We start from the raw sequence: 26,501 nt of genomic DNA, 5'->3' as shown, positions 1-26,501 counted from the left end.
ATCAATCTTCCTGAAAATGAGCAGCCCCCGCACATGAAACTTTGTCCGGGGGCTGTTCATTTATATGATGAATCTTATCCACCGGCTGCTGGACAGGCCCGATCCGTGTGTTTAAATTCCTTTTAAGGTAAAGGAGAAAGCATAGGTTTTATTGGCATGCAGCACATATTCGGGATGTGCCTGAGCACCCCAGCTGTCATCTCCGCCGACACCCATCTGCTTGTGATTGATGCGTACAACCGTCTTGTTGCTGCGCGGCAGCTTATAGACATGATCGTGATTCTCCAGTTCCGATGGCGTATGCGGCAGCACGTTCAGCTCGATTGCCGGCGATCCAATGACTGCAAGCCCCGATCCTTGACCATTCGTGACGGAAGCATGCCTCACGCCCATTTTATTCCCGCATTCCTGCGGACGGAGATAAGGCACGAATTGATCAGCCACTTTACCCCTGTATAGGCCAAGCTTCGCTCCCGATTGGCGGTCCCAATACGATTCATGCGGTCCCTTGCCGTACCATTCGAGATTTTCGTATGAGCCATCCATGACGAGCATAACGCCAATCTCCGGAATTTCCGGAAGATTTTCTCCTGGAGTGAGCTGTTCATACACTTCAATCTCACCTGCTGCCTTCACGGTATAGACCAGCTCGCATTCCGATGCTGTTGTGGTCGGCAGGAAGTAGCTTCCGCGCACGATAACCCGGTCCTGCAGCACCTCCCAGGTCAGCTCGCGCAAAATCCGCTCTTCTCCCGCAGAACGCCAGGTAGCGCTGCGTTCATGCTGCTTGTTGCCGCGGTCATTGTCTGTGTGAGCACGCCAGAAATTCGGTATCAAGGCGCTGCTCAGCAGCTCATTGCCCTTCACAATGAAGGAAGAGAGACTTCCTGTCGCTTTATCGAAACTGGCAGAGAAGCCTTGACCGGCAACGGTCAGGGAAGCTGCACTTTCCTCAGTCGAGAGTGCAGCCGATAAGCCCGGATTCTTGGCGCCAGTCACAGAAGCTATGCGCGGTGCAGGAAGAATGAACTGCTGGAAGGCAACTTCATGTCTGGCCTCAGCCCATTTCGAAACCTGCTTCGTCAGGAAGCTTACGGTCAATACCGCTTCGCCATTCTTGAAGGCAATCCCCTCCAGAGGGATTGTTATTTCCTGAGTCTCGCCCGGCGCTATGGCAGCATGTCCGGTACCTTGGTTCTCAGTATGTCCGTCCACCGTCACAACCCATTGCAGCGTGTAGTCGCCCAGATTGGTGAAGAGAAATTTATTCTCGACCTTGAGAACGCCTTTTTCCATATCAACCGCGGTTATGCGGATGTTCTCATAGCACTTCTTGACCTCATAGAGCTTGGGAGAGACCGTACGGTCCGCGAAAATAATTCCGTTGCCGCAGAAGTTGCCGTCATGCGGATTCTCGCCGAAGTCCCCGCCGTACGCCATAAATTCGACGCCATCCGCATTTCTGGTCCATATCGCCTGATCGACCCAATCCCAGATAAATCCGCCCTGCAGCACAGGATAGCGGTCGAACAGCTCCGCATAGTGATGCAGGCCTCCGCATGAATTGCCCATCGCATGGCTGTACTCGCAGAGAATAAAAGGCTTCTTGGGCTTGTTCAGCGCATATTCCTCGATTTTGGCTGGTCTAGTATACATCTGGCTCTCCATGTCGGAGGCCGCCTCCGACGCGCGCCACTGAAAGACGCCTTCATAATGAACCAGTCGTGTAGGATCCGCCTCACGCAGGAAATCATGCATTTTCACAAAATTATCGCCGCCATGCGATTCATTTCCCAGGGACCAGATGATGATCGAAGGGTGATTCTTGTCGCGCTGCAGCATGGAATTGGCACGGTCAAGCACATTGGCTGTCCATTCCGGACGGCTCGCAGGAACGGTTGAAGCGCTGAATTCATCCTGCAGGTAGGTCCAGCTGCCATGCGTCTCCAGATTGGTTTCGTCTATGACGTACAAGCCGTATTCATCGCACAGATCATACCACTTTGGATGATTCGGATAATGAGAAGTCCGGACGGCATTAATATTATAAGCCTTCATCAGCTTCACATCCGTGACCATTTCTTCATAGCTGATCGCTCTGCCCGTAAGACAGGAGAATTCATGGCGGTTGACGCCTTTGAACACGATCCTTTTGCCGTTAATGAGCATCAAACCATCCTTCAGCTCGAACGTGCGGAAGCCGATACGGAAGCTTACAGCCTCCAGCAGATGGCCCGCCTCGTCCTTCAAGCTGAGCACAAGCGAATACAGATTAGGATGCTCAGCGCTCCATTTGAGCGGATCCATAATATCCTGAGCCGCCTCAATATCGATGGACGGCGCTGCGTTCAGCGCGGCGGATAGGGTCAGCGGCTCGGCCAGAACCGTTTGTCCCTTGGAATCATACAGCTGCGCTTCGACAGTCAGCACACCCAGATTCTCCTCAAAAGCATTCCCTATGGTCGCCCTGATGTTAAGCTTGGCGTCCTTGTAGTTTCCGTCCAGCTCTGTCGTAACATAGCAATCATACAGATGCGCTTTAGGCGTGGTATACAAATATACATCGCGGAAGATGCCGCTCATCCGCCAGAAATCCTGATCCTCCAGCCAGCTTGCATCGCACCAGCGGTACACTTCAACCGCCAGCTTGTTCTCTCCTTCAATCAGATAAGGCGTCAGATCAAATTCGGCCGGAGTAAACGTATCCTCGCTGTAACCGACAAGATCGCCGTTCACCCATACATAAAAAGCCGATTCCACCCCTTGAAAGATGATGTAAACGGGCTGGCCCTGCCAGTTACTTGGAACCGTAAAGGTTCGCACATACGAGCCTACCGGATTATATTTTGTCGGGGCAAAGGGAGGCATCAGCTCCTCTGTTTCCTCCCACGGATAGCGGATATTCGTATACTGCGGATAATCATAGCCCTGCAGCTGCCAATGGGCGGGAACCGTAATTTCATCCCATGCGCTGCTGTCGAAGCCTTGTTCGTAGAAATTTGCGATCCGTTTATCAGGCGTTGGCGCCCAGGCAAACTTCCATTGTCCGCTTAGAAGCTTCACATTTGGCGATGACAGGCTGTCGCCTTTAAGCGCATCTTCTACCGTTTCGAAAGGAATAAGCGCCGTGTGCGCCTTCATCCGGTTTAATTGAAAGATTTCGGGATTGTTGTTCCACTCCGGGTATCCGTTGGCAGGAGGGCTGTATACGTATTTCTTTTTCACCTTTACACCTCTTTTGTGCAGATTAAACGCTTAACCTCACTTTAGCGAATCTTGACGGTACAAGTAAATGCAATAATCAGGCAGGGAATATCGAAAAAAGGAATAGAAAAAAGAGAGCATACCGGATATGGGTATGCTCCCCTGGAAGAATCCGCCTTATTCAAAGCGCAGCGCCTCGATCGGACGCAGACCGGAAGCCTTATTCGCCGGAAACAGCCCGAACAGGACTCCGATGAAGACCGAGAAGCCGAACGCCAGTCCGATCACAGGCATGGAGATCACCACCGTCATGCTCATCGTCCTGGACAAAATCTGGGCTACGCCGACACCGATTCCCACCCCGAGCAGTCCACCCAAGCCGCTGAGCGCAATGGCTTCGATCAGAAACTGGATCAGAATATCCTTCTTCTTGGCGCCGATCGCCTTGCGGATGCCGATTTCCCGGGTCCTCTCCGTCACCGATACGAGCATAATATTCATGATTCCGATCCCGCCGACCAAGAGTGAGATGGCCGCCACCCCGCCCAGCGCGAGCGAGAGTGTACCCGAGATGCTGCTGAACGAGTCCAGCAGATCCTGCTGATTGAAGACGCGGAAGCTGTTCGTATCGCCGCGGAATTTCTTCGTCAGCGCCGCCTCAAGCTCAGCCGTAACGGCATCCATCTGGTCCGAGGCTGCGACCTGGACGTTAATGGTTTTCACGCCCTTGGATTTGAACAGGCGCTCGGAGGTTGTAATCGGAATGATGATCACCTCGTCATTGGAGCCGGTGAGCGAGCTTCCCTTGGCAGCCAGCACGCCGACGACTTTATAGCGCACGCCATTGAGGAGAAAGGACTGCCCGACCGCATTGTCCGAACCAAACAGGTCCCTTGCCGTCGTTGCCCCGAGAATCGCGATCTTCTGGTAGTAATCGAGATCGATTTGGGATACGAACCTTCCCGCCGCCAGTCCGTAATCCTTCAAATCCAGATAATCCGCCGTCGTCCCCACCACGCTGACAGAGACGGACTCCGACCCGTTCTTGCCGTTCCCCGTGGACTGATTAAGGGGTGCGGCAAATTCGATGTTATCCTGATCGGTTATTTCTTCCGCTTCTTTATAATCTATTGTGGTTTGTGAGCCGCGGCCCGTTATATTAACAGTCAGAAGGTTGGTTCCCAGGCTCTCCACCTGGTCGGTAACCGATTTGGTCGTACCCTGGCCGACTCCGACAAGCGCAATAACGGCTGCAACCCCAATAATAATGCCGAGCATGGTAAGCAGCGATCGCATTTTGTTGGATAGTATACTTTTAATTGCCATTTTGAAGGCTTGGCTGACGTTCACTTCTCGAATCACCGCCTTCCTCGCTGATTTGGCCGTCCTGTATGCGGACCACCCGTCTTGCCTGTTCGGAGATTTTCAGGTCATGCGTGATCAGGACAATCGTATGACCTTCCTTATTAAGCTCCTTCATCAGCGACATGACCTCAACGCCCGTGCGCGTATCCAGCGCGCCGGTCGGCTCATCGGCAAGCAGGATAGGAGGGTTGCCTGCAAGCGCCCTGGCGATCGCCACCCTTTGCTGCTGACCGCCCGACAGCTCGCTTGGCCGGTGCCCGACGCGCCCCTCGAGACCCACCTTGCGCAGCGCTTCGATCGCCTGCTCCTTGCGCTGCTTGCCGGGAACTCCCCTATAGATCAGCGGAAGCTCGACATTCTCGAGCGCGGACAGCTTGTTAAGCAGGTTGAAGCCCTGAAAAATAAAACCGATTTTTTTATTGCGGATTTCCGCAAGCCGGCTTTCGCGAAGCCGGCTCACTTCCTCCCCGTCCAGCCAATAGGCTCCGGAGGTGGGGGCATCCAGACAGCCGATCACATTCATCAGCGTCGATTTGCCGGAGCCGGACGGACCGATAATGGCAATAAAATCACCATAATCGACGCGAAGCGAAATATCGCTGAGTGCATGAACGGTTTCTCCGCCCATTTTATACTGTTTGGATAAGGTCTCGATGCGAATGAGCGGTTCACGTTTCGCTTCCATTATCCAGCCCCTCCGCCGCGGGCGGCCGAAGCGCCGGCACTACGCTGTCCTCCGCCCTGGAATCCACCGCCTCCGCCTGCTCCGAATCGGGTAGCGCCTCCTCCCCCTCCGAGTCCGCCTAAACCGCCCAAGGCGCCTATTGCCGCCTGCTGCTGGTTAGCTCCAGTCGATGGGGTAATGACTGTCGGTAACACGACCCGCTCCCCTTCCGTCAATCCGGAAAGAACTTCAATATAATCTTCATTATGAATGCCCACCTCGATCATCTGCGGGGTTCCTCCCAATCGGCTGGCTGCGCCGTTCTGACCGTTTCTTCCGGCAGCAGCCTGCCCTCTGCCGGCTTGAGCGCCTCCCGCGCCCCTGTACTGACCGCCATATCCTCCGGCTTGGCCTCCTGCCGCTCCATTCGCTCCGGCGCCAGCTTGGCCTCCTGCCGCTCCATTCGCCCCGGCGCCAGCTTGGCCTCCTGCCTCTCCACTCGCTCTAGCACCGCCTTGGCCTCCTGCCTCTCCACTTGCTCCAGTACCGCCTTGACCTCCTACAGCTCCACTCCCTCCGGTACCAGCCTGGCCTCCTGCCTCTCCACTTGTTCCGGTACCAGCCTGGCCGCCAGCCGTTCCACCTGTTCCGGCTCCTGCTTTGCCGCCTGAGTATCCTCCGCCTTCAGCATTTCTTCCTCTGCCGCCTGCTGCTCCTTGAGCACCCGCAGCTTGCGCCGAGGCAGGAAGAATAACCATATACCTTCCGCCAAGCGATTGGACGGCATCGATAGGCAGCATCAACGTATTTTCCTTCTTCTCTACCTGGATGCTCGCTTCCGCGGACATGCCGGATTTCAGACCTGCAGCCGTATCCAGCGCCACTGTTACGTCGAACGAGGCCACGCCATTGTTTGCCGTTCCCTCATTAGCTATTTCTGAAACCTTGCCTGTGAACGTTTGGTCAGCCAGCGCTTCTACCGTTACTTTCGCGCTTTGACCGACCTTCACCTTGGAAATATCAAGCTCATCGATGCCTACGATAATTTCATAATGATCATAATCTGCAATCTCCATCAGTTCTGTAGAGCCGTTAAGCGTATCCCCGTCAGCCACGGACAATGTCGTGACCGTCCCGCTCACCGGCGCAACAATCGTCTCTTCCGCCACTGCATCCTTCAGATCGGCTATCGTCTCTCTGGATTGATCGATATCCAGCTGCTGCTGCTTCATGCTGAGCTTCAGGCTGCTGATGTTTTTATCATCCGTCTCCATCTTGTACTGGTCCTGCGTACTTTCCAGCTGAAGCAGCTTCTTCTCCAGATTGACCTCCTCGGTCTTGATTTTATCCGTGTTGTCTTCGCCTTCCAGCGTTGCCAGCACGCCGCCTTTCTTCACCTTGTCGCCCTGCTTCACCTTCACTTCGCCAATGACGCCCTGCTTGCCGGACTTCACGGTCTCCTTCTCGGCAGGAGCAATGCTTCCTGTCCCGCTGACATTCACTTCGATTGTGCCTTTAACAACCTGTGCAGTCGCAACTGGAGCAGCTACGACCACTTCTTTCTTGTCCCACTTGAAATAAGCGACACCCGCCGCTGCAACTAACAGCACTCCGATACCTAATATCCACCACTTTCTCATTGATCGCTACCCGCCTTTCCCCTATTCCCCTGACCAAACTGCTGCTTTCGGATTGTCAGCGCCGTCTTGCCGTCGTCTGCGAGCCAAATCATGACGATATCGCCTTCCTTCAAATCGGAAGCCTGCAGCTGACTTTCACTTGGGCCGCCCTCTCCCCTTGTCATTTCATTTATTGTCGTGTCGGCATTTAACGGTATCGTTGTTTGGTCTGCGGCAAATTCCATCTGAAAGCCGCCGGCAGGCCTGACTCCCTTGCCGCCGCCAAGCCTGTCCCCTTGGGCTCCTGTGGTGTCACCTCGCTGAGCACCGCCAGATGCAGCTTGACCATTTCCAGGCGTTGCTCCCTCAGAAGGAGTTTGCTCGCTTCCGGACGTTCCACCACCGGGAGCAGATGGACCATCACCTGCGGGAGCTCGTCCACCCGCTCCCTGTCTGCCGCGCACGCCGCCTCCCGGCATTTGCGAAGGCTGTGCAGTCGATTTCAAGACAACAATGGAATCGGCACTGGCCGCAGCCACCTTCGCAATCATATCCGGCATGTTCGCCGCATCCTCTCCTTGCTGGCCGTTCGGAGCGGATGCCGTACCGGTTGACTGCACACCTGCCGTATTGCCGGTCAACGCATTTTCTCCGGCAGCCGTATTGTTTGCCTCGCCGCAGCCTGTCAGTAGCAAAGTTAGCAGCAGCGTTCCAACAGCAAGCTTTATTTTCCAATTTTCCATAAGGCGTTGCTCCCATCTCTCCATGAACATTCTCTCAATCTTCCACGGGTAGAATAGCATTCCTAGATGAATTTAAAATGAAGCAGGAACATTTTGCTATCCGGCAAATTTCGTCTGGTCCAGACACAGGCAAAACCGCTCCCCCGTCCTCTTGCGGCCAAGTTCATTTCTTCCCTCCAGACCTTGCAGACATTTGTAAGAGTGACACCTACAAATGTTTATACGGTCACAAAAAAGAAGAGAGCAGACATCGCCCTCTTCTTTGAACAAACCATATTGTGCTTATTTCTGAACCAACCGCTTATTCTTCGACCTTGAATTTCGGGCTCACCCGGTCGAAGTTCGGGTTTTCTCCGCAGACCATCAAGCCTTGGCCCCAATTGATGTGCGTATTCTCTACTGGGAAATCCGTCGCGCTGCGGTATTGGAACAGCACGTTCCGGCGTGTCCGTTCGCTAAGATTCGCTGGAGATCCATGAATGGTCAGATAATTGAAGAACAATACATCCCCTGCCTCCGCCGGGCATGGCGTTCCCATGGAAATCGGATATTCCTTGGCATTCAGATAATGCTTGCCCACATGCGGCAGAGTGCCTTCTTTATGCGAGCCCGGTATAACATGCAGACAGCCGTTCTCAACATTGGCATCGTCCAGATGGACGCTCGCCGCCAGCATCGTATGCTGCTCATGCGGAAAATATGGATGATCCTGATGCATCGGGAATGCGGCGCCGTTCTCGGGCGGCTTGACCAGCATTTTGGAATGATGAAGCTGGACATTGGGGCCGATAATCTGGGACAGAACCGATGTCATGTTGGGATGTACAATAGCGCGCATGAACGAAGCATCGTGATACTGCACGTCATGGAAGCCCTTAAGCACAAGCTTCTTCAGCTCGTCCGGGGGCAAATAGTCCCCCTGCCAGGCATGGTTCACGTCTTTGCGGGCATGAGCCGCGCGATCGATGATTTTACCGACGGCCGCACGCATCTCTTCTACCTCGGTTTTATTGAATACGCCTTTGACCAGCAAGTAGCCCTGTTCGTTGTAAAAATCGACATCCTGTGCTTTAATCATGTTAGATCCTCCTGTTTGCTATGAACTCGTTTTCATACCCTCATTATGCCTTACAAGCAGGTTAGCATCTTTAGCCGATGGGGTCATATTTTTGTCTTTTTACGCCAACTTGGATTAGGAGGAAGCTCCTTGTATCATTGGATTGAGAGCGAAACCAGACTGAACCGGCAGGCAGTCCGCATCAAGTCGCCCGACGCCTCCTTTACCGTCCACTACTGGGGGCTTGAGCCCCGGCATTTCAGCAACTCTCTTCACAAACATTCCTATTTTGAAATCTGCTATGTCCTGGGCGGCGAAGGCGCTTATTTGGATGATGGCACTCTTTATCCGCTGAGCAAGGGAAGCTTGTTCTGTTCCCGGCCGGAAATTAATCACCAAATTATGTCTTCTGCAGGCATGCAGCTGATCTTTATTGCCTTCGAGCTGAATGAAAGTGAATGCTCGGAGGAAGTTCGTGCAGCGTTTCAGACACTTGCCGAAACCACCGACGTCTGCAAACATAACGGGGACAATCTGCCCTCCGCGCTGCTTTGGCGGTCACTTCTGACAAGAGAGGACCAACAGCCCGCCATTCCGGAATCCTCCCTGCCGGATCTGGCCCGCGCGCTGCTGTTTTCCTTTGTTCCGCTGTTCGTGTTAAAAGCTTCGGGAGAGCGGACCCCGCTCCATCGAAGCTCCGCGCTGCTTCTGAAGCAGGCCAAGCTGTACATCCGCGACAACCTGTCCGATGATGACCTTTCCCTGGGGAAGGTCGCTGCGCATCTGAATGTGTCACCGCGCCATTTGTCCCGTATATTCTCTTCCAATATTCGTGAATCCTATTCACAATACGTCCGTCTGCAGCGCGTCCGGCAATCGGCTGATTTATTGCTTCATTCCGATCTGTCCATCAAAGTGATAGCAGAAATGACCGGCTTCGGTTCTGTCCATTACTATACACGAACCTTCCGTGCGCTAATGAACACAACACCGGCCAAATATCGCGAGGATTACTACGCAGGACAGCAAAATTCCCTTCATTCATAACCGGATGCAGCGTGCGATCGTTCATAAAAAAGCCAATTACAAAAAAGACCCTATATTATAATGGTGAACAAGATAATCAAACCCCTGTGACTCTTCGAATGAAATAACTTTGCACCTGCGCCGGCAGATAGTGAAGGAGGAGGAGTTCCATCCCGATTCGCCGAAGGGTCAGCTCTTCATGCTGCTTAGTCATTAGTCGTCGTGTCCGACGCTCCTGTTCATCTTCTTTAATCTGTTCGTCCTCTTCGGCATTATTTGTCGATTCCGGCGATCGCCGAATATTATGATAATCTGAATATCGTGCGGCTCGGCGAGGCGTTCATTCCGGGAGACCGCTAGCCGAATGAAAAGCCTGCATTTTTGCAAGCCCAGCCTGGTGAAAGGGCGGCTAGCCGCGTCGTTCACCAGGCCAAAAAGGCAGAATGGACGGCGGGAATCTTTAATTTTCTGAGATAGAGGCGGAATATAAGGTTCTACCGATCGACGAACTAGCCGATTCCCTTTAGTCGCGGGAACGGCCTTGCGAATCCGCCCGCAAGGAGGCGAGCCAATCCTGCGCCGCCCGTGTCAATCGTTCCGTCAGCTCTGGAAGCCTGCCGGCCTCATTGACCCGCTCCCCAGGATCCTTCGACAGGTCCGACAGATGCACACGATCCGGCTGAGGAAGGCTGCCGTCCAGCTTTCCGTCCAGTACGAGCTTCCAGCCGCCTTCCCTCACGGCCAGTTGCCCCTGATATTCCCAGAATAACTGCCGGTGCGGTGACGGCTCGCCTTCCAGCAGCATCGGCTTCAGGCTGCGGCCGTCGATGCGGACATCCTTCAGCGGTCCGGCCGCGGCGTCGACTCCGGACAGGTCGAGGAACGTCGGCAAAATGTCGATCATCGCCGTCATCTCGTCGCTCACCTGTCCGCCCGTCAGTCCTGCCGGCCAACTGAGTATGGCGGGTTCGCGAATGCCGCCGTCGAACAGGCTGAACTTGTGCCCGCGGAAGATGCCTGCGCTGCCGCCGTAGTATGCGTCCTCCGTGCCGTCCAGCCAATTCCGGCTCTCGGGAGACGGTCCGTTATCGCTGGAGAAGAAGATGATCGTGTTTTCGTAGCTGCCCGTTCGTTTCAATTCCTTTACTATAGCTCCCACTCCGTCGTCCACGGCGGCGATCATCGCGTTCATGACCTGACGGTCCCATGGGAGGTATGCGAACCGATCCATATATTCCTTCGGCGCATGCATCGGATAATGGGGGGCATTGTAGGCGGCATACAGGAAAAAAGACTCCTCCCGTTCCGCTTGACGCCGGATGAACTCGATGGAACGCTCCGTGATGAGCTCGGTCATGTAGCGCCCGTTCTCCCAGACCTCCGTCTCGTCCTCCCACAGGTCGTGAAGCGGATTCAATCCCGCTCCTTGACCCCAGTAGAAAATATGCGAGTAGAAATCGATGCAGCCGGCCTTGAAGCCGAAAAATTCGTCGAACCCGTGCGCGTTGGGTCCGGTCTCCTCGGATACGCCCAAGTGCCACTTCCCGTGCACGGCGGTGCGGTAGCCTTCGGTCTGAAGCGCCTTCGCCAGCGTCACCTCTGTCGCCGGCAGCCCGTGCAGCCCTCGTTTTGCCCCCAGAATCTCATCCACCCCGGCCCGCGCCGGATGACGGCCCGTCAACAAGGCGGCACGGGACGGCGAGCAGACCGGTGAATTGGAATACCAATTCGTAAATCGGATTCCTTCAGATGCCAAACGATCCAGATGGGGCGTCTTGGCTGTCTCCGAACCGTAGCAGCCCAGATCCCCGTAGCCCAAATCGTCGCAGTAAATGATCAGGATGTTCGGCTTTTGCCGATTGTTCTCTTGCATCTTCCATTCCCCTCTCGGTTTCGGTTCACCCGTTCTTAGGTTACCTTGCGCAGGAGCGATCGGGAATGTCCTCATCTTGCAATTTTTATACAATTTGTTGCGCGAATGACGTATAATCGGAGGATATTACGAAGTGAAAGGGGCGAATCCGCGGCCATGAACCGACATCAGTACAGAGAGGAATATTATAACTATCCGGCACCGTTCGAGAAGAAGATGGGCTTGTGGATGCTCAAAGCCGGTTATCAATGCGATTTTGCCCAGCAGGTCGGACCCCGTTCCGTCGAATTCTACAGTATTCATTTCGTTGCGTGCGGCAAAGTGAGATTCGGTTGGGACGGCAACTCCGCCATCCTATCGGAAGGCGATCTCTTCTGCCTCTTTCCCGGATCCGTCTATACGTATGTCGAAGAGGGTGATAGCCCGCCCGTCAAGCTCATGTGGATGGCCTTCAAGGGCGATCAGATGCCGGACGTCTTGGCGCGCGTCAGCCTCGCCCCTTATCGCCCCTATCGCTGCGGAGCGTTCAGCCATTCTTCACTCGATATTGTACAGGAGGCGCTGGACAAGCTGAGGCCGTCTCGAATCGATCGCAGCTTCCCGCTGATGTCTCTCGCCTATCGGCTGCTGCAGAGCATTGATCCTCAGGATCAGGATACGCTCGCTCCATCCCCTCATTGGCTGGACTCTGTACAGGAGTACATTCGTCTTCACTGCACGGAGAATCTGACAGTGGACGATTTATCCGCTTGGGCGGGCGTTCACCGCAGCCACTTCACGCGCATGTTCACCCGCCGATACGGCGTGTCCCCCTCCGAATACAAACGTCGATGGGTCATGGAAAAAGCGGCTCGCCTTTTGTCCGAAGACGGAATCAACATCACACAAGCCGCTTTGACGCTGGGTTATTCAGATCTGTTTACGTTCTCGCGCTCGTTTACCCGACATTACGGAATCACGCCGAGCGCCTTCCGGCAGCGCAGCCGTTTGCAGCGCGGTGGTCATGATAATTCGCTAAAGCTGTAATGCCTTCGGCTGCAACGCAGCGAGTTCGCCGTGTCTTGGAGACGTCACAATCTCCAACCGGCGCGTGAAGCTGTTCGCACAGCCCTTCCAGCTTCTGGAACTCCTCCAATTACCAACACCCCAGATTCAAAACCAGCAATTCTCCTAACTGGAACATTTAATATTGCGACCGCTTGATGACCAATAAGCTCGTAGGTTTTCTATTATGGACTGCAGAGTTCGGCCCTCATGGGGTTCGAGTCAATACAGTCAGTCCGGGACCAGCGCGTACCGAGGGTGCATCTCGAATGGGTGATTTTCTTGAGCAATTGGCAGCTCAGGCCCCCGCTGGACGTGTCGCTTCATCTGAAGAGATCACGGCTGCAATTATTTTTCTTGCAACGGATAGTTCCAGCTTTATTCATGGAGCCATTCTTCCTGTCGATGGAGGTCGTACAGCCGTTTAATCGGCCTAATGGAATTTTTTAATAGTGTGACGTACTCACCCACAAGTGCAAGCTCGAATACATCCTACTTGGTGTTCAGCTTGAGTTAATGCATGTTAAACTTTTTGCAACGTATTGGGCATTCGGCTGTTATTTATTAATCCCGCATGTCAGCGCGACTTTGGGAGCTGAGAGTTGATTTGGCTAAGTACAAATGACAACACCACAAGAAGTGTTGATCCTATAAACAAAGTAATCTTGGTCCTTTAAACAAAGTGAAATATAGAAATGCCATGATACAATTTCAATAACAAAAATGAATGGAGTGTGAAAAAGTGAAGCAGAATAATATGGGGATGTTACAAAAGTCGGTAGGATCAGGATTTGACGCGGCCTCTACAACGGGAGACGTTATGAAGGGGATTGACCTCCTAAGCCGCCACATGTTTTGAGTATCTAGCCGTCCCCCTGACTATATCCATAGCTGACAAAAAGGAGTCTACTTTGGCAGACTCCTCCGATTATTGCTATCTTGACTATTTAATACTGACCTTAAAAAGGCTTGATGCTTACGGACTCTAATAAATCGGTGATGTACTTATCCACCCTGTCAGAGTCACACTCTTTGATGTCATGATGAGGGACTATATTAAGCTCACGCCGTTTAGCTATTGAATGGAAGCGTTCTGAGAAGAGGTGTATCGGATTATCGGTCCACGTCCGGCAATATTGTACATATCTCCAAGTGAGTGCCAGACTGTTCTCAAAGATAACAACAAGACTTACTTGAAAAGCGGGAGCGGCCCATGTTTCCGGATTGAGCGTATTTAGCAAAAGGATGGGATTATCCTTGAATCGGTGCAGCCTCTCAAGCTCTTTGTTATTATTTGTCATCAGAGCGACGGCTATTTGACGTTTGAGTAACTGTTTGGCAAAGAATCTGCCTTCGCGATTTGGAGCTGATATAAGGATACGAGGCTCTTGTTCATACCTCATAATGTCGCCTCAGTCATATTGTTTGTCGATTCTTTCGCACTTACCGTGTCTTTGACGAGAACCGTTTCACAGACCTTTTTCCAGGGGTTTGCACCCATATGTAATTCTTCACCTTTGCGCCCCGAGTTCATTGCAATCTTCCAAATATCGGTTAGGTATTTTGCGTTTGCCATTTACCTGTCTCCTTTTCGTTTTCTACTGGGGATAATGTAAATCGGCAATGTGATTGCACCTCCTCTCTTCTTATTGAACCAGTCGGACAGCATGGGCAGTTGGGTCTCAGAAACACAAATAGACCCTCTCAAAGGGTCTTAGCTTCGTAAGAAAACAAAAGCAAAAATAAAGACCCATCCACTGCTGACGAGGTTAGCTGACGGACTCGGGTAAGATGGTACCCTACATTCCGGATCGGAATGATTCGCCCCAAAAGACTGGTTCCCCCGTTTTCCGGACATTGCAACCGGAAATAAAGCGTATAACCATGGTAATTAGAATAATGAGAATTGTCAAATATATAAGAGTTGATATGGTTCAACAACATCAAGAATTTTATATAAGCGACAACGAGCACTTTATGTAATGGGGACCCCTTGAAAACTGAGCGGACGTTTAACCTACTGGCTGCAGCGTGTGAACCTGTGCATTTCCCTGAGAATCCCGGGATAGGACATAATGAATCAGGACCGCATCGTAAACGGTAGTAAGGCCGGTTTCAATTACAGGAAAGGCTGACCATCCTTTAAAAATGAAGCACACGGTCCAAGCCGCATAGCTTCGCTTAGTTGATGGAAATTACCCACTCCCCGCTATTTTGCAGCCTAGGTTGTCCGATTGGTCAGGCAATTATTTATTTGGACAATTGTATTGAATATAGTTGGCAAATCTATGAAAAGACAAAAAACCCCGCCAGCCATAAGCTAGGCGAGATGTGGGGAACATTATTCGGTACTCATCTTTTCTTTGCATATCCCAATTTTAATTACCGTTCCATTTTCTAATGTCACGTGTCCAGTTTTATAAATCTCGCCAGTAGATTCCATAATATGGATATCATCACAGGCAAGACAATAAAAATTCAACACGGCACACCTTCTCTCCATTAAGTCCTTACACTTAATGATGATGGAAATATCAAACCATGTCATCATTCATGTCATGTTCATAAAAAAGTTAATCTATATTTAATAATCCCGCCAGCCACAAGGCCAGCGGGGTTTCGTTTTACCTTGTTTTAAATTTTTCTTTTTTGATGAATATCGACTGACTTTTGCATGTGTAAAAAGAAAGCTGTGATCCATATCGAAATTAAAATCACTATCAGATTTCCAATGAATAAATAACCAAAGTTCATCCATTCTTCCATTTTAAATAAATCGAGCCATGACAAGATTGGCTTGAAAATGAAAGAGATAACTGCATCCAATAGAATTAAATATAGATATCGGTTTCGTTGACTGTTGACTGTCCATTGATAGACCAACATATATGAAACAGGGAGTAAAGAAACATCTAAAAGAAGTCCCACAGGTGAGAATGGTATTATCTTGTATGGAAATTCCCATAATCCATGGAGGACTGCAAACTGGTCGAGGTATGAGGTCCATACATGGATATTAAATCCAAAGAATCCGATTAGAAGGGCTTTTCTTTTATCTATACAGAAAAATAATACAACCAAGGGAATTACGAGCATGGCAAGGCAAACCCAGAATTGCCATGTACTTGCGCTTGAGAAATTTCTCCAATATTCCAAACCCTCGCTCGTAATTGCCTTATAAGATTGTCTCATATGTTCAAGAATGTCTTGTTGCTCTTTGGTCATTATTTGAAAGCTCCCTTCTCTTCGATAAGAAAAGGATACCCTATAATCTGGAAAATAATCATCCGCTTATTGATTGACTGCCACGAAACCACATCCCGCCTCATCATACAGGTAAACTTTTTTGGTCTGACCGTCGAACGAGACCACGCCTCCCATCAGCTCGGCAGCGACGCGAATGCCCACGAATGTCTCGCCATTGATCGGGCTAAACACCTCAACTGCCTTATAATTCGCCAAAAAATCCCTGGTGACCAGAAAGCAGTATAAGTAAAAGCGGGTCCTACAAGGGATGAAAAACGGCTATCAGCTGGCAGCAGCTAATCCGCTCCTCTGCATCGCCAACGTTATCCCATCCGGGTGTCCAGAGGGCCGGAAACCTCTGGGGTCCCCCTCCGGGGGATTTAGGGGGCAATCCAGATAAAGTAAAAGTGGGTCCCACAAGGGACGAAAAACGAGGTCAGCTGGCAGCAGCTAATCCGCTCCTCTGCATCGCCAACGTTACCCCATCCGGGTGTCCAGAGGGCCGGAAACCTCGGGGGTCCCCCTCCGGGGGATTTAGGGGGCAATCCGGATAAAGTAAAAGTGGGTCCCACAAGGGACGAAAAACGGCTATCAGCTGGCAGCAGCTAATCCGCTCCTCTGCATCGCCAACGTTATCCCATCCGGGTGTCCAGAGGGCCGGAAACCTCGGGGGTCCCCCTCCGGGGGATTTAGGGGGCAATCCAGATAAAGTAAAAGTGGGTCCCACAAGGGACGAAAAACGAGGTCAGCTGGCAGCAGCTAATCCGCTTCTTGCAGCGCCAACGTTATCCCATCCGGGTGTCCGGAGGGCCGGAAACCTCGGGGGTCCCCCTCCGGGGGATTTAGGGGGCAATAAGTTTTCTCGCTTCAGCCCATTTCTCGTTGTAGCTCCGAAAAGCCTGCTTCAAATCGGCTGCCGCGATAAACTCCTGAATGTAATCGCCTGACCAGAAAGCGATCTGTGCTTTATCGCCAAGCTTCAGGAAATTGTCGCTCGGCGACTGCCGCTCGAGATAGATGGGATTGAAGGTCTGAAACTGCTTGAGCTGAGGAAGCTCCGAGGTCTTGGTCTGCTCGACCGGCAGAAATCCGGAATCATTCACGTAGCCGGATTCCTTGACGAAGAATTCAATCCATTCCTTGGCCAGCTCCTTGTTCTCGCTGAACTTGCTGACTCCGACAAACCAGTCCGGACTGAGCGCCACATATCGTTTATCCGCTTTATTGTCGTAAGGAAACGGAAAGAAACCGATCTCGGATGAATCCGCTCCTGCATCGATGACCTGCTTGATGACCCAGTTCCCTAGAAAATACATCGCTGCCTGACCGCCCGCAATTTGGCTTTTGGACATTTCCCAGTTGTTCGAGATCAGGTCCTTCTCGGTATAGCCGCGTCCAATCAGCGTCTTGACGATCCCGACCGCTTTGCCCCACTCATTATCAAGCTGCCACGGAGCATCGGTATAAACCATATTATTCAAATAGCCCGCATCGCCGGCCATACTGCCAACCAGATTCTCACCCCACTCCAGCATTGGCCACTGGGCGCCGTAATTCAAATAAATCGGTAGGATTCCCGCCTGCTTCAGCTGTTGACAAGCCATATAGAACTCGTCCAGCGTCGTGGGAATATCCGTTATGCCCGCCTTCTCAAATGCCTTCTTGTTATAGACGATGCCTTCTGTGGAAATCCCTGTCGTCAAACCGTAACGAACGCCATTATAGGCCTTGTAATCGGCGAACCGCATTCCCTCGAACATCTCCGCTTCAAGCGGCTCGAAGTAATTGGCGAGCTCTTCATTGGTTATATTATTGGGCAGCAGCAGCACATCTCCCATCGTCCGGGTGGACAGGCGAACGAGAACATCGCTTGTATAATTGGCAGGAGCATCAAATTCCACAACCGCTTCCGGATGGGACTTCTGAAACTGATCGGCGTATTTCTGAAAGACGCCATTCTCCACCAGATCGACCCGATTCGTCAGAACGACAAGCGTCTGCTTGCCCTCAGCCTGCGGTTGATCCGGATTTGAGGGAGAGGGTTCAGATACCGCGCCTTCCTCCGGCTTGCACCCCGCAGCCAGACCGGTACACAGAATCAGAATCGTCATGGCCGTGATTACGAGTTTCCATCTGAGCCTGCTCATCCTATTCCCCTCCCCCTTCACCGGCAAACGGCAGCAGCAGCTCCACCACTGTGCCTCTTCCGGATTCACTGAACACTTTCACGCCAAACCCGCTTCCATAGTGAAGCCTGATTCTTTCATTCACATTCGCAAGCCCTATCCCGCTTCCGCTTGAGCCCGCCGGATTCCCGCCAGCCCGCGCGAGCGTCACGGCTTGTCCCGACAAATTACGGTTCAACCGCTCCAGCGTCTCCCCGGTCATCCCCAGCCCGTCATCGCTTATCCGCAGAATAACATGCTCCTTGGCTATCTCCGCTGCTACATTAATATGCATGAGCGGCTTATCGTCGTCCATGCCGTGATAGATCGCATTCTCCACTATCGGCTGAAGCACAAGCTTGATGATGGAATAGCCGGTGAGCTGCTGCGGAGCGTCAATCCTCAGCTCAAACCGGCCGGGATAGCGGTAATTCAGCAGCTCCACATAGTGGCGTACATGATCCAGCTCGCTCGCCAACGTCACTTCCTCATGCAAATCGCTGATGCTGTAGCGCAGCAGCCTGCCGAGGATTGCCAGCATATTGGCCGCATCGCGGTCGTCATTGAGCTCGGCCGCCATGCGGATCGATTCCAGCGTATTATACATGAAATGCGGATTAATCTGGCTTTGCAGCGCATGCAGCTCCGCTTCCTTCTTCTTCGTCTCCATCACATAAATATCTGCAATCAGCTGATCGATCTGCAGAATCATCTGGTTGAACTGACTGCCGAGCTGCCCGATTTCATCGCGGCGCCTGACCTGGAACTGGACATTGAAGTCCCCGCCCTGCACACGCCGCATCAGGCGAATCATCGTGCGCAGCGGCCTGGTCAATGCGAAGGAGAAGAAGATCGAGATGAGCAGCGCGATGCCGATGGTCAGAAAAGTCGCAATCCACGTCACGTTGCGGATCACCACCGAATCCCGGGTCAGCTCCTTGGCGGGAATGGAAATAATCATTTTCCAGGCATTATGGGAAGAGGTGGCATAGATGTACAGATGGCGTTCTCCGCCCTCGTTCAGATAAAAGCTTCCATTCTGCCCGGTCGCCTGCTTCAGCATCGGCTGATCCGCAATATTGGCGGTCAGCAGCTTCCTCCCGGAATCGTAAACGACATTGCCATCCGCATCGACAATAAGCGATTTACCGTGAGTCACCCGATCCAGCTTGACCACCTGATCCTCAATAACGCTGATATTGGCGTCAACGGCAATCATCCCGACATCCTTCAAGGACTTATCAATGATTTTCCGGACGACGGTAAATGCATATTTCACGCTTTTGAGATTGCTGGTATATTTTTGCGTGCTGAACAGGACAGCCTCGCCTGCCGTATCCCGCATCCTTTGCTCCCAGAGCTCATAGCTTTCCTTTATATTGGTGCGGATGCCGGATTTGGCCGAATAGTAACCGTTTCCATATTGATCGAAAATATAGACCGAATTCGCGCCCCGCTTGATGTTATTGATATATGAAATATTGCCCTCAATTCCCCGCTGGATCGACAGGAGCAGATCAAAATCGGTCGGCACCGAATTGCCTTCGCCGCCCCCGGAGGATTGTGCGCGCTGCTCATAATAACGGTTGGAGCGGATCAGGTTCTGCCTGATATCATCCTGATAAGCCGGAATGGAAGAGATCCGGACCATATCTTCAATATAATCGTCAACCCGGTCCATCATGTTGCTGAGCATGTTCGTGGAGTATACGATCGTATTATGCTCGATGGAATGGGAATAGTTCCGGTAGGAAACAAAGCCAATAAACGTAAGCGGCAGTATGACGAGCAGCAGAAACACCAGCAGCAGCTTGCGCTCCATCCGCATATCGCTTACTTTCGACCAAGCCTGACGCAATCGGTTGCCGGAATTCATGCTGGATGTCTCCTTAGCTGTGATCATTAGCGCATTCTTATGTAGCTTCAACAAAACAGCCCGAAACCCTTGCTTGCAGGTGCCGGACTGCTTTGTTCAAGCTTTTACTGCTGAGTCAGAATAATCGGACCGTCCTCTGTTATCGCGATCGTGTGCTCGTATTGGGCAGACAGGCTGCCGTCAAATGTCCTTGCCGTCCATCCGTCTTCATCGATCTTGCAGTTCGGCCCGCCCACATTCAGCATCGGCTCAATGGTGAATACCATGCCTTCCTTGATGCGCGTGCCGCGGCCTGCAGGCCCGTAATGGGGAACCTGAGGCTCCTCATGCATAATTTGCCCAATTCCGTGGCCGATAAACTGCCGCACGACCGAGAAATTTTGCGCTTCCGCGAATACCTGGATCGCATGGGACACATCGCCGATCCGATTGCCCGGAACCGCCATTTCGATCCCCTTGTAGAGCGATTGCTCCGTTACATCCAGCAGACGGGCGGCTTCTTCCGAAATACTGCCGACCGCATAGGACCAGGCCGAATCCGCAAGCCATCCCTCCAGATTGACAACCATATCGATGGTCACAATATCTCCGTCCTTCAGACGGTACTGGCCCGGGAAGCCATGGCAAATCACGTCATTGACGGAAGCGCAGGTGGCGAATGGATAACCTTTATACCCTTTTTGCTCCGGCGTTGCCCCATGATCTCTCATAAACTTCTCGGCAAATCCGTCAATTTCGATCGTTGTGATGCCGGGGCTGATCAGCTTTCTGATTTCTCTATGACAAGCGGCCAGCACCTCTCCGGCCTGTTTCATTTTATGAATTTGATCTTTTGTTTTTATAGTGAGCATGTCAATCTCCTTTATGATCGTGATTATGTTCATTGTAAAGCTCTGCACCCGCTTTTTCAAACGATGGCATTAATATAGTATGAAGGAAGAGCCGGCATCGTCCTTTACCTTTGCTGCAAAATTAGTTCTACTGCCGCCATCACAAAAAAACCACTCCCGCCCCTGAGCGATATCCGCTTATGGGAGTGAGAGTGGATGCAGGTTTCATGCCGTTGTCCGTACAAGCTTAAGGACTTAAAATCAGCATGAGCAGAGAATATATCAAGAGCGCCTTGCCCCATCTTTTTTTCATAAAATCCTTGCCGCGGTGAATCCGTGACTTCACGGTATTAACCGGTATATTATTGGCCTGACTGATCGCCTCCAGCGACATTTCCAATACATAGCGCTGATAAACGACGCTTTTGTACTTGACCGGAAGCTTGTCGATGAGCTCTGCCATCTTGTCGGACAGCTCGCGCTCGATAACCTCGCCTTCAGGTGTCGGTTCTGTATTTGCAATGACATCATGAAGCGAGAGAGGCTGATCGGAATGGGCCATAACCGGTTGATCCAGAGGAAGTGACGGTGCCTTGCGACGACGAAGCAAATCCAGGCAAATGTTCTTGCCGATGTGAAAGATCCAGGTGGAAAATCGTTTGTTCTCATCAAAGCGGTTCAAATTGAGGTATACCTTGAGAAAGGTTTCCTGAACCACATCCTCGCACTCTGTCTTGCTGCGGAGGATCCGATGCGCCATGTTGTAAATCTTGTCTGTGTACAATTCCACAAGCTTGTTGAAGGCAAGCTGATCGCCCTGTCTGGAAGCCATTACCAGCTGAGACTCATTCATCGCAATTCTCCTTTGCCATCCGTCGTGAACACCTTTACCTACCATTATAACAGGAAAAAAAAGAAACGCATCTGTTAATGGCGCCGTTTAATAAATTCCGGTCATATTCTTTTTGGTTTATGGCAAAATGTTGACGTTCCCCTCCTCCTTCCCAGAATCATCCATGCCCTGAAGCATGAATTCGGCATCCATGCGTCATGGAGTTTCCTGTTTGCGGCACTATACTTTGCATCACTAGATATACCGTTTAGCATTACATAACGCACAATTCACTACTTTCTTTATCGATAGCTTGACCTATATAATAGGTATTGTACCGTGTGACAATCATGATGATGGAGGTAAATGAATGAAACCCATTCCCTTAAAGCAGCGCGGAATAGAAGCAAGCCAGCTCGTCCTCGGATGTATGAGGCTTGGAGGCGGCTGGAACGATAATCCGATCACAAGCGAGCATTACAATCAGGGCATGGAAGCTGTCAATGCCGCTCTGGAAATCGGCATCAACATGTTTGACCATGCCGATGTCTATGCCTTCGGCAAGGCGGAGCGGGTATTTGCCCATGTATTGAAGGAAATGCCGGGCCTCCGCAAGGAAATTATTATCCAATCCAAATGCGGCATCCGCTTTCCTGACGGGGTTGGTCCACAGCGCTTTGACTTCACCGAGGCTCATATTCTCAAAAGCGTAGACGGGATTCTTGAACGGCTTGGAACCGAATACCTCGATATCTTGCTGCTTCATCGTCCGGACCCGCTCATTGATCCGGAAGAGGTGGCAAGCGCATTCCGCAAGCTCACCGCCTCCGGCAAGGTCCGCCATTTCGGCGTTTCCAACATGAGTCAGGGACAAATCAAAATGCTTCAGGCGTATTGCGATGAACCTTTCGTCGCCAACCAGCTGGAGATGAGCCTTCTGCGGACAGGCTTCGTAGAAACCGGCATCCACATTAACCAGGATGCGGCGAAGGACAGCATTTTCCCGGAAGGAACGATGGAATTTTGCCGTATGGAGAACATCCAGCTGCAATCCTGGGGACCGCTGGCGCAGGGGCTATACTCCGGCGCATCGCTCGACGGCAAGCCGGATTCGGTAGTTCAAACCGCCAAGCTTGTCAGCCGGCTGGCAGAAGAGAAGAACACGACGCCGGAAGCGATTGTTCTGGCGTGGCTGATGACGCACCCTGCTGCCATTCAGCCTGTAATCGGCACCGTGAATCCGAAGCGCATCCTGGCTTGCAAGGATGCCGCCACACTTCGCCTGACCCGCGAGGAATGGTATACGCTTTATGAAAGCACGCGCGGCAAGAAAATGCCCTAAATATCGGAAGCGCCCCCGCCAAGAATGACGGGAGCGCTTCTTTTTTATATGGAATTCGGTTAGATGACCTCCAGGCCATCCTTGTCCGGCAGCTGCGGGTACGCGGCATGCGGCTCTGTCTGATACCAGAATGCGACAGAGGAGATATCGTCCTGCAAGGGCAGGTATCTGCCTTTCGACCGCCACCCCAGCGCCTGCACCGTCACATGAAGATCCTCCTCGAAGCGGATAGGGTCCATGATATGCCAGCGGTACATTCCGAAGCGCTGGTTGGCCTTGTACAGGCCGTCCGGCTTGATCGCCTGGTGCATGCCCAGATAAGGCGTGCTGTAAGGTACATACTTGCCTTCCATATCCCAGTTCCAGGCTCCGCCAAAATAATCCTCCAGCCCTGTCGAGCAGATTGTCGGGAACTCGCGGTCCCCGTCCATATAAAATTTCACTTCGCCTTCGCCCCACCAGTTGTTGCTGTTCACCTGCCACGCCAGATAGGTTCCGACAAAGTGCCCTTTGCCCTTGATGCCATCGACAATCGTATGCACATCCTTGTAGGCAAGGGGATTGCTGCGGCGCCACTGGGCATGAAAATAAGCCATATCGGCCGGTACGTCGGTTAGCGTATAATTAATTTGGTAATACAGCACCGTGTCCTTGTCTTCCAGATTCTCCATGACGAAGCGGGCTTTGCCCCGGAACGGCATTTCCCAATAGCTGTTGAAGCCGTTTGCAGGGTTAACGGCAATTGGAAGCGAATTCACAAGACTGCGCTCGCACCAGCCGTTGCAGAAAAAATCGCCGACCGGAACGCGCACCGAGGGCTCCGCTTCGTCATCCCAATATATGTTCAGGATCAAATGCCGCCATGATTCTACCGGACAGGTGAGCCAGAAATTCTGAATCACGCCCGGCCCCTGAATGTCGGCCATGGTGAACGAGGAATTCGCCGGCACCATGACAGAGGGCGATATTTTCCAGCCTTGTCCCAAATCGCGGGCGCAAGCCGCCCCGGTGCCTTCCGTGGCCATGGCTCCCTTGCCTTTCCCGCCGGTAAAGTTCTCCGGACTGACCGATCGGGTAACCGCGTTTGACAAACGTGACAAATTGCCGAGCCCCATGCCGATTCCATTGAATGCTGCTGTCATTATATAAGCCTCCTGTGCGTTTGAATAATGGCGTTCAAGGACATTATAAGCCGGGCATTACGCAGGTGGATTTAGCAATTGGTTAGTTCTTTTTATCAATCATTCAGAACATTCATACTCTACTGAAAATGAGGGTTTCTCGTGCTGGAGCAATTATCGCCTTATATACGGGTGGCTATGGATTCCTGGTTAGACTCCGATGCTTTCATCGAGGAGCGGGTGATCTGGGATTATGAGCTGCTGCTTCTCAAAGAAGGACGCCTGGAGATAACGGTGGAAGATACCGTTTACGCCGGGGAAGCCGGAGACGTGTTTCTCTTCAAGCCAAAGCAGCCCCACTCCATTCGGGTCATAGGCGGACAGGCGGCGAGGCAGCCTCATGTCCATTTTGATTTATCCGAAACCGCCGATAGCCCCGATGTATGGGTGTCCTTCAAGCCCCTGCGGCAAATGAGCCGTATGGAGAATAGCTGGTTCCGTCCGGATCTGCTCTCCGGACCGGACTGGAAGCTGCCCAGCCGCATCCGTATGCCGGATTTGCTGAAATTCGAAGAGCTGCTGTTCGCAATTATCCGGGAGTTTGAAATGAAGATGCCATTCCACCAATTCCGCCTGAAGGGGCTTATGCTTGAGCTGCTCGCGTGCCTGCTTCGCGAGACGCAGCTCGAGGAGAAGCTGCGAGAGCCCGGCCATCTCCCGCTCCTGCTGGAGATCCAGCATTACCTGAACCTTCACTCCGGCCGTGAGCTGACGCTGATGGAGCTCTCCGGGCAGTTTCATATGAACAAGCATTATTTGATCGGGTTGTTTAAGCAGGCTTTCCAGATCACACCGATGCAATACCATCAGCAGATGCGTCTGGACCGGGCCAAAAACCTGCTGCGCCACACCAGGATGACGATGCAGCAGATTGCGGATTCGCTTGGCTACCCGAGTATTCATGGCTTCAGCAGAGCCTTCAAGAACAAGGAAGGCGTAAGCCCCAGCGCCTACCGGGCCATTCTTGCGGAAGGGAGAAAATAAAGGACAGCAGTCAGAGCCCGAACCTTACTGATATCAGTTAGAAATCCGGTAAATAAGTTAGGCTGCCATGGCTGCCATGCAGAAACGTCTCTTTGGCCGCTGATGCCGTTTCTCCAGACTTTTCCCACTCGCTTCACCATTTAATCTCATGAATCAAGAAGAAACGGCTGTCGCCGTCCTTTTGGTGGCACAGCAAGTTTCTTCCCTTAGACCTTGTAGAAATTTACAGGAGTGAAACTTATAAATTCTATAAGGTTTAAAAAAACCGCTGAACGCTTGGTTACCAAACGTTCAGCGGTTTTTATGAGAACAATGGCCATTCTGTTGTGAACAAACGGATAGCGGCGGTTAATCGAACAGAAAATCCTCATCCTTTAATGTCTCTACATGGACTGTCCGTACATAGCCGTTGCCTTTTTTCGAGAAGAAATCATGCTGCTTCGTCCGGGTGCTGATCCCATTGAACACGATCGGATTCACCTCTTCTTCGGGAAAAACCGGCTCCAGCGCCAAATTCATCAGCGCCTTATTCGCATTGTACCGCACGAATCGCCTCACTTCCTCCTGCAGGCCAAGCACGCTGTACAGCTCGTCGGTATAAGCCTCCTCATTGGCGTGCAGACGGTTTAAGAGATCATAGAGCTCTGCCGTGACTTCGGACTGCTCAGCCGCATCCAGCTCGCGGAACACCTCCTGCGCCAGCACCCCGACATAGAGGCCGTGAATGCTCTCATCGCGCAGAATGAGGTCGATAACCTCGCCGCTGCTGGTCATTTTCCCTTGTCCGGCAAGGTATAAGGGGTAGAAAAAGCCGCTGTAGAACAGATAACTTTCCAGCAGCACGGAGGCTGCCATCGCCAGATACAAGCTTTTCGCCGAATCAATATTCTGGTAGCATTCCGAGATCCACTCCGCTTTCGACTGCAGCAGCGGATTTTGCTCTACCCATTTGAACAGCTTGTCTATTTCCTCGGTAGTCGCCAGCGTTGTAAAAATACTGCTGTACGATTTGGCGTGAATCTGCTCCATCATCCCCATGAAGCCAAGCACCGCCTTGCGCTGCAGGCCGTCGATATGCTCCAGCAGCTTCGGCATGCCGACTCCGCCCTGAATTGTATCCAGCAAAGTCAAACCGCCAAGCACCTTCATATATAAATCCCGTTCCGGGCTGCTTAATCTCATCCAGGACATTTTGTCATCGGAAAGCGGAATCTCTTCATCCGTCCAGAACTGCATGATGTTCTGGTTCCAGAACGTGCTTGTATAATCGTCATCAGGCCGGTTCCAGTTCACAGCCTTAAAGGTCACCGCCGGCTTCTTGACCGGCTGCTCCGCTAATTTTACATTCATAACTTCATTTCCCTTCCATGATGATTTCAGGCGGTACCGGAAGTGAGGCAAAAAAACTGGCGTGCATGAGGAAAGCCTCCTCTGATATTCGTAGGTGCTA

At 52.0% G+C, this 26,501-nt stretch carries 22 protein-coding genes and 1 riboswitch; of the genes, 5 read left to right on the top strand and 17 right to left on the bottom strand.

The genetic code is table 11. The features are described 5' to 3' along the window. Window positions 1-111: 111 nt before the first annotated feature. The 6 genes from lacZ to AC0YNV_RS32635 all read right to left on the bottom strand — a co-directional run bounded on the left by lacZ (window position 112) and on the right by AC0YNV_RS32635 (window position 8,673). Window positions 112-3,225: a beta-galactosidase, LacZ type gene (gene lacZ / locus AC0YNV_RS32660; protein WP_475771775.1), complete on the bottom strand. Its 3,114-nt coding sequence runs from the start codon at window positions 3,223-3,225 to the stop codon at window positions 112-114. A gap of 156 nt (window positions 3,226-3,381) precedes the next feature. Then, entirely contained in the window at window positions 3,382-4,554 is a 1,173-nt protein-coding gene (locus AC0YNV_RS32655) for an ABC transporter permease (protein WP_475771774.1), read from the bottom strand. Next, window positions 4,520-5,254 (bottom strand): ABC transporter ATP-binding protein, encoded by a 735-nt coding sequence (locus tag AC0YNV_RS32650; protein ID WP_210046796.1) that lies wholly within the window; start codon window positions 5,252-5,254, stop codon window positions 4,520-4,522. Before AC0YNV_RS32650 ends, AC0YNV_RS32655 begins: the two co-directional genes overlap by 35 nt. After that, a complete protein-coding gene (locus tag AC0YNV_RS32645) occupies window positions 5,254-6,873 on the bottom strand; it encodes an efflux RND transporter periplasmic adaptor subunit (RefSeq protein ID WP_475771773.1) in 1,620 nt (539 codons plus the stop codon). The genes AC0YNV_RS32650 and AC0YNV_RS32645 overlap by 1 nt, the downstream gene beginning before the upstream one ends. Continuing rightward, the gene (locus tag AC0YNV_RS32640) at window positions 6,870-7,595 is read right to left on the bottom strand and encodes a hypothetical protein (RefSeq protein ID WP_475771772.1); all 726 of its coding nucleotides are present in this window, start codon (window positions 7,593-7,595) and stop codon (window positions 6,870-6,872) included. Before AC0YNV_RS32640 ends, AC0YNV_RS32645 begins: the two co-directional genes overlap by 4 nt. A gap of 301 nt (window positions 7,596-7,896) precedes the next feature. Then, window positions 7,897-8,673, bottom strand: a complete 777-nt coding sequence (locus tag AC0YNV_RS32635) for a phytanoyl-CoA dioxygenase family protein (RefSeq protein ID WP_210046793.1) — start codon at window positions 8,671-8,673, stop codon at window positions 7,897-7,899. Between the two features lie 129 nt (window positions 8,674-8,802). Here AC0YNV_RS32635 and AC0YNV_RS32630 point away from each other — a divergent pair, with 129 nt between their 5' ends. Next, a complete protein-coding gene (locus AC0YNV_RS32630; RefSeq protein WP_475771771.1) occupies window positions 8,803-9,699 on the top strand; it encodes an AraC family transcriptional regulator in 897 nt (298 codons plus the stop codon). Window positions 9,700-10,201: 502 nt separating this feature from the next. On the opposite strand, the gene AC0YNV_RS32625 is transcribed toward AC0YNV_RS32630, so the two are convergent. Continuing rightward, window positions 10,202-11,551 carry a sulfatase-like hydrolase/transferase gene (locus AC0YNV_RS32625; RefSeq protein ID WP_475771770.1) on the bottom strand — a complete coding sequence of 450 codons (1,350 nt, stop codon included), beginning with the start codon at window positions 11,549-11,551 and terminating at the stop codon, window positions 10,202-10,204. 156 nt (window positions 11,552-11,707) lie between these two features. On the opposite strand from AC0YNV_RS32625, the gene AC0YNV_RS32620 reads away from it, so the two are divergent. Continuing rightward, entirely contained in the window at window positions 11,708-12,577 is an 870-nt protein-coding gene (locus tag AC0YNV_RS32620) for a helix-turn-helix domain-containing protein (RefSeq protein WP_475771769.1), read from the top strand. 176 nt (window positions 12,578-12,753) lie between these two features. Then, window positions 12,754-13,023, top strand: a complete 270-nt coding sequence (locus AC0YNV_RS32615; RefSeq protein WP_475771768.1) for an SDR family oxidoreductase — start codon at window positions 12,754-12,756, stop codon at window positions 13,021-13,023. 531 nt (window positions 13,024-13,554) lie between these two features. Here AC0YNV_RS32615 and AC0YNV_RS32610 read toward each other — a convergent pair. From AC0YNV_RS32610 to AC0YNV_RS32575, 8 genes are all read right to left on the bottom strand, one after another. Next, window positions 13,555-13,998 carry a hypothetical protein gene (locus AC0YNV_RS32610; RefSeq protein WP_475771767.1) on the bottom strand — a complete coding sequence of 148 codons (444 nt, stop codon included), beginning with the start codon at window positions 13,996-13,998 and terminating at the stop codon, window positions 13,555-13,557. Beyond that, on the bottom strand, window positions 13,995-14,171 hold the full coding sequence (locus AC0YNV_RS32605) for a hypothetical protein (RefSeq protein WP_475771766.1): 177 nt from the start codon (window positions 14,169-14,171) through the stop codon (window positions 13,995-13,997). The genes AC0YNV_RS32610 and AC0YNV_RS32605 overlap by 4 nt, the downstream gene beginning before the upstream one ends. 167 nt (window positions 14,172-14,338) lie before the next feature. Next, window positions 14,339-14,482, bottom strand: a riboswitch (cyclic di-AMP (ydaO/yuaA leader). Window positions 14,483-15,229: 747 nt separating this feature from the next. Continuing rightward, on the bottom strand, window positions 15,230-15,820 hold the full coding sequence (locus AC0YNV_RS32600) for a CBO0543 family protein (protein WP_475771765.1): 591 nt from the start codon (window positions 15,818-15,820) through the stop codon (window positions 15,230-15,232). A 66-nt stretch (window positions 15,821-15,886) separates the two neighbouring features. Then, a complete protein-coding gene (locus tag AC0YNV_RS32595) occupies window positions 15,887-16,057 on the bottom strand; it encodes a hypothetical protein (protein ID WP_475771764.1) in 171 nt (56 codons plus the stop codon). A 626-nt stretch (window positions 16,058-16,683) separates the two neighbouring features. Then, entirely contained in the window at window positions 16,684-17,988 is a 1,305-nt protein-coding gene (locus tag AC0YNV_RS32590) for an ABC transporter substrate-binding protein (protein ID WP_475771763.1), read from the bottom strand. 1 nt (window position 17,989) lies between these two features. Further along, entirely contained in the window at window positions 17,990-19,882 is a 1,893-nt protein-coding gene (locus AC0YNV_RS32585) for a sensor histidine kinase (RefSeq protein WP_475771762.1), read from the bottom strand. A 104-nt stretch (window positions 19,883-19,986) separates the two neighbouring features. Then, window positions 19,987-20,733, bottom strand: coding sequence for a type I methionyl aminopeptidase (map, locus tag AC0YNV_RS32580; RefSeq protein WP_210047131.1), 747 nt, complete (start codon window positions 20,731-20,733; stop codon window positions 19,987-19,989). 226 nt (window positions 20,734-20,959) lie between these two features. Continuing rightward, complete coding sequence (locus AC0YNV_RS32575; RefSeq protein ID WP_210047130.1) at window positions 20,960-21,565, bottom strand: sigma-70 family RNA polymerase sigma factor; 606 nt, start codon at window positions 21,563-21,565, stop codon at window positions 20,960-20,962. Window positions 21,566-21,914: 349 nt separating this feature from the next. On the opposite strand from AC0YNV_RS32575, the gene AC0YNV_RS32570 reads away from it, so the two are divergent. After that, entirely contained in the window at window positions 21,915-22,886 is a 972-nt protein-coding gene (locus AC0YNV_RS32570; protein ID WP_475771761.1) for an aldo/keto reductase, read from the top strand. A gap of 59 nt (window positions 22,887-22,945) precedes the next feature. Here the strand turns inward: AC0YNV_RS32570 and AC0YNV_RS32565 are convergent, their stop codons facing one another. Next, a complete protein-coding gene (locus AC0YNV_RS32565) occupies window positions 22,946-24,028 on the bottom strand; it encodes a glycoside hydrolase family 172 protein (protein WP_475771760.1) in 1,083 nt (360 codons plus the stop codon). Window positions 24,029-24,169: 141 nt separating this feature from the next. On the opposite strand from AC0YNV_RS32565, the gene AC0YNV_RS32560 reads away from it, so the two are divergent. Continuing rightward, window positions 24,170-25,051 (top strand): AraC family transcriptional regulator, encoded by an 882-nt coding sequence (locus AC0YNV_RS32560; protein ID WP_475771759.1) that lies wholly within the window; start codon window positions 24,170-24,172, stop codon window positions 25,049-25,051. A gap of 348 nt (window positions 25,052-25,399) precedes the next feature. Here the strand turns inward: AC0YNV_RS32560 and nrdF are convergent, their stop codons facing one another. Next, complete coding sequence (gene nrdF / locus AC0YNV_RS32555) at window positions 25,400-26,401, bottom strand: class 1b ribonucleoside-diphosphate reductase subunit beta (RefSeq protein ID WP_475771758.1); 1,002 nt, start codon at window positions 26,399-26,401, stop codon at window positions 25,400-25,402. Window positions 26,402-26,501 lie beyond the last annotated feature (100 nt).

The sequence above is a fragment of the Paenibacillus sp. JT31N11 genome, from assembly GCF_056269285.1.
Note: the sequence above shows the minus strand (reverse complement) of the source record. Positions and strands in the feature narration are given on the sequence as shown.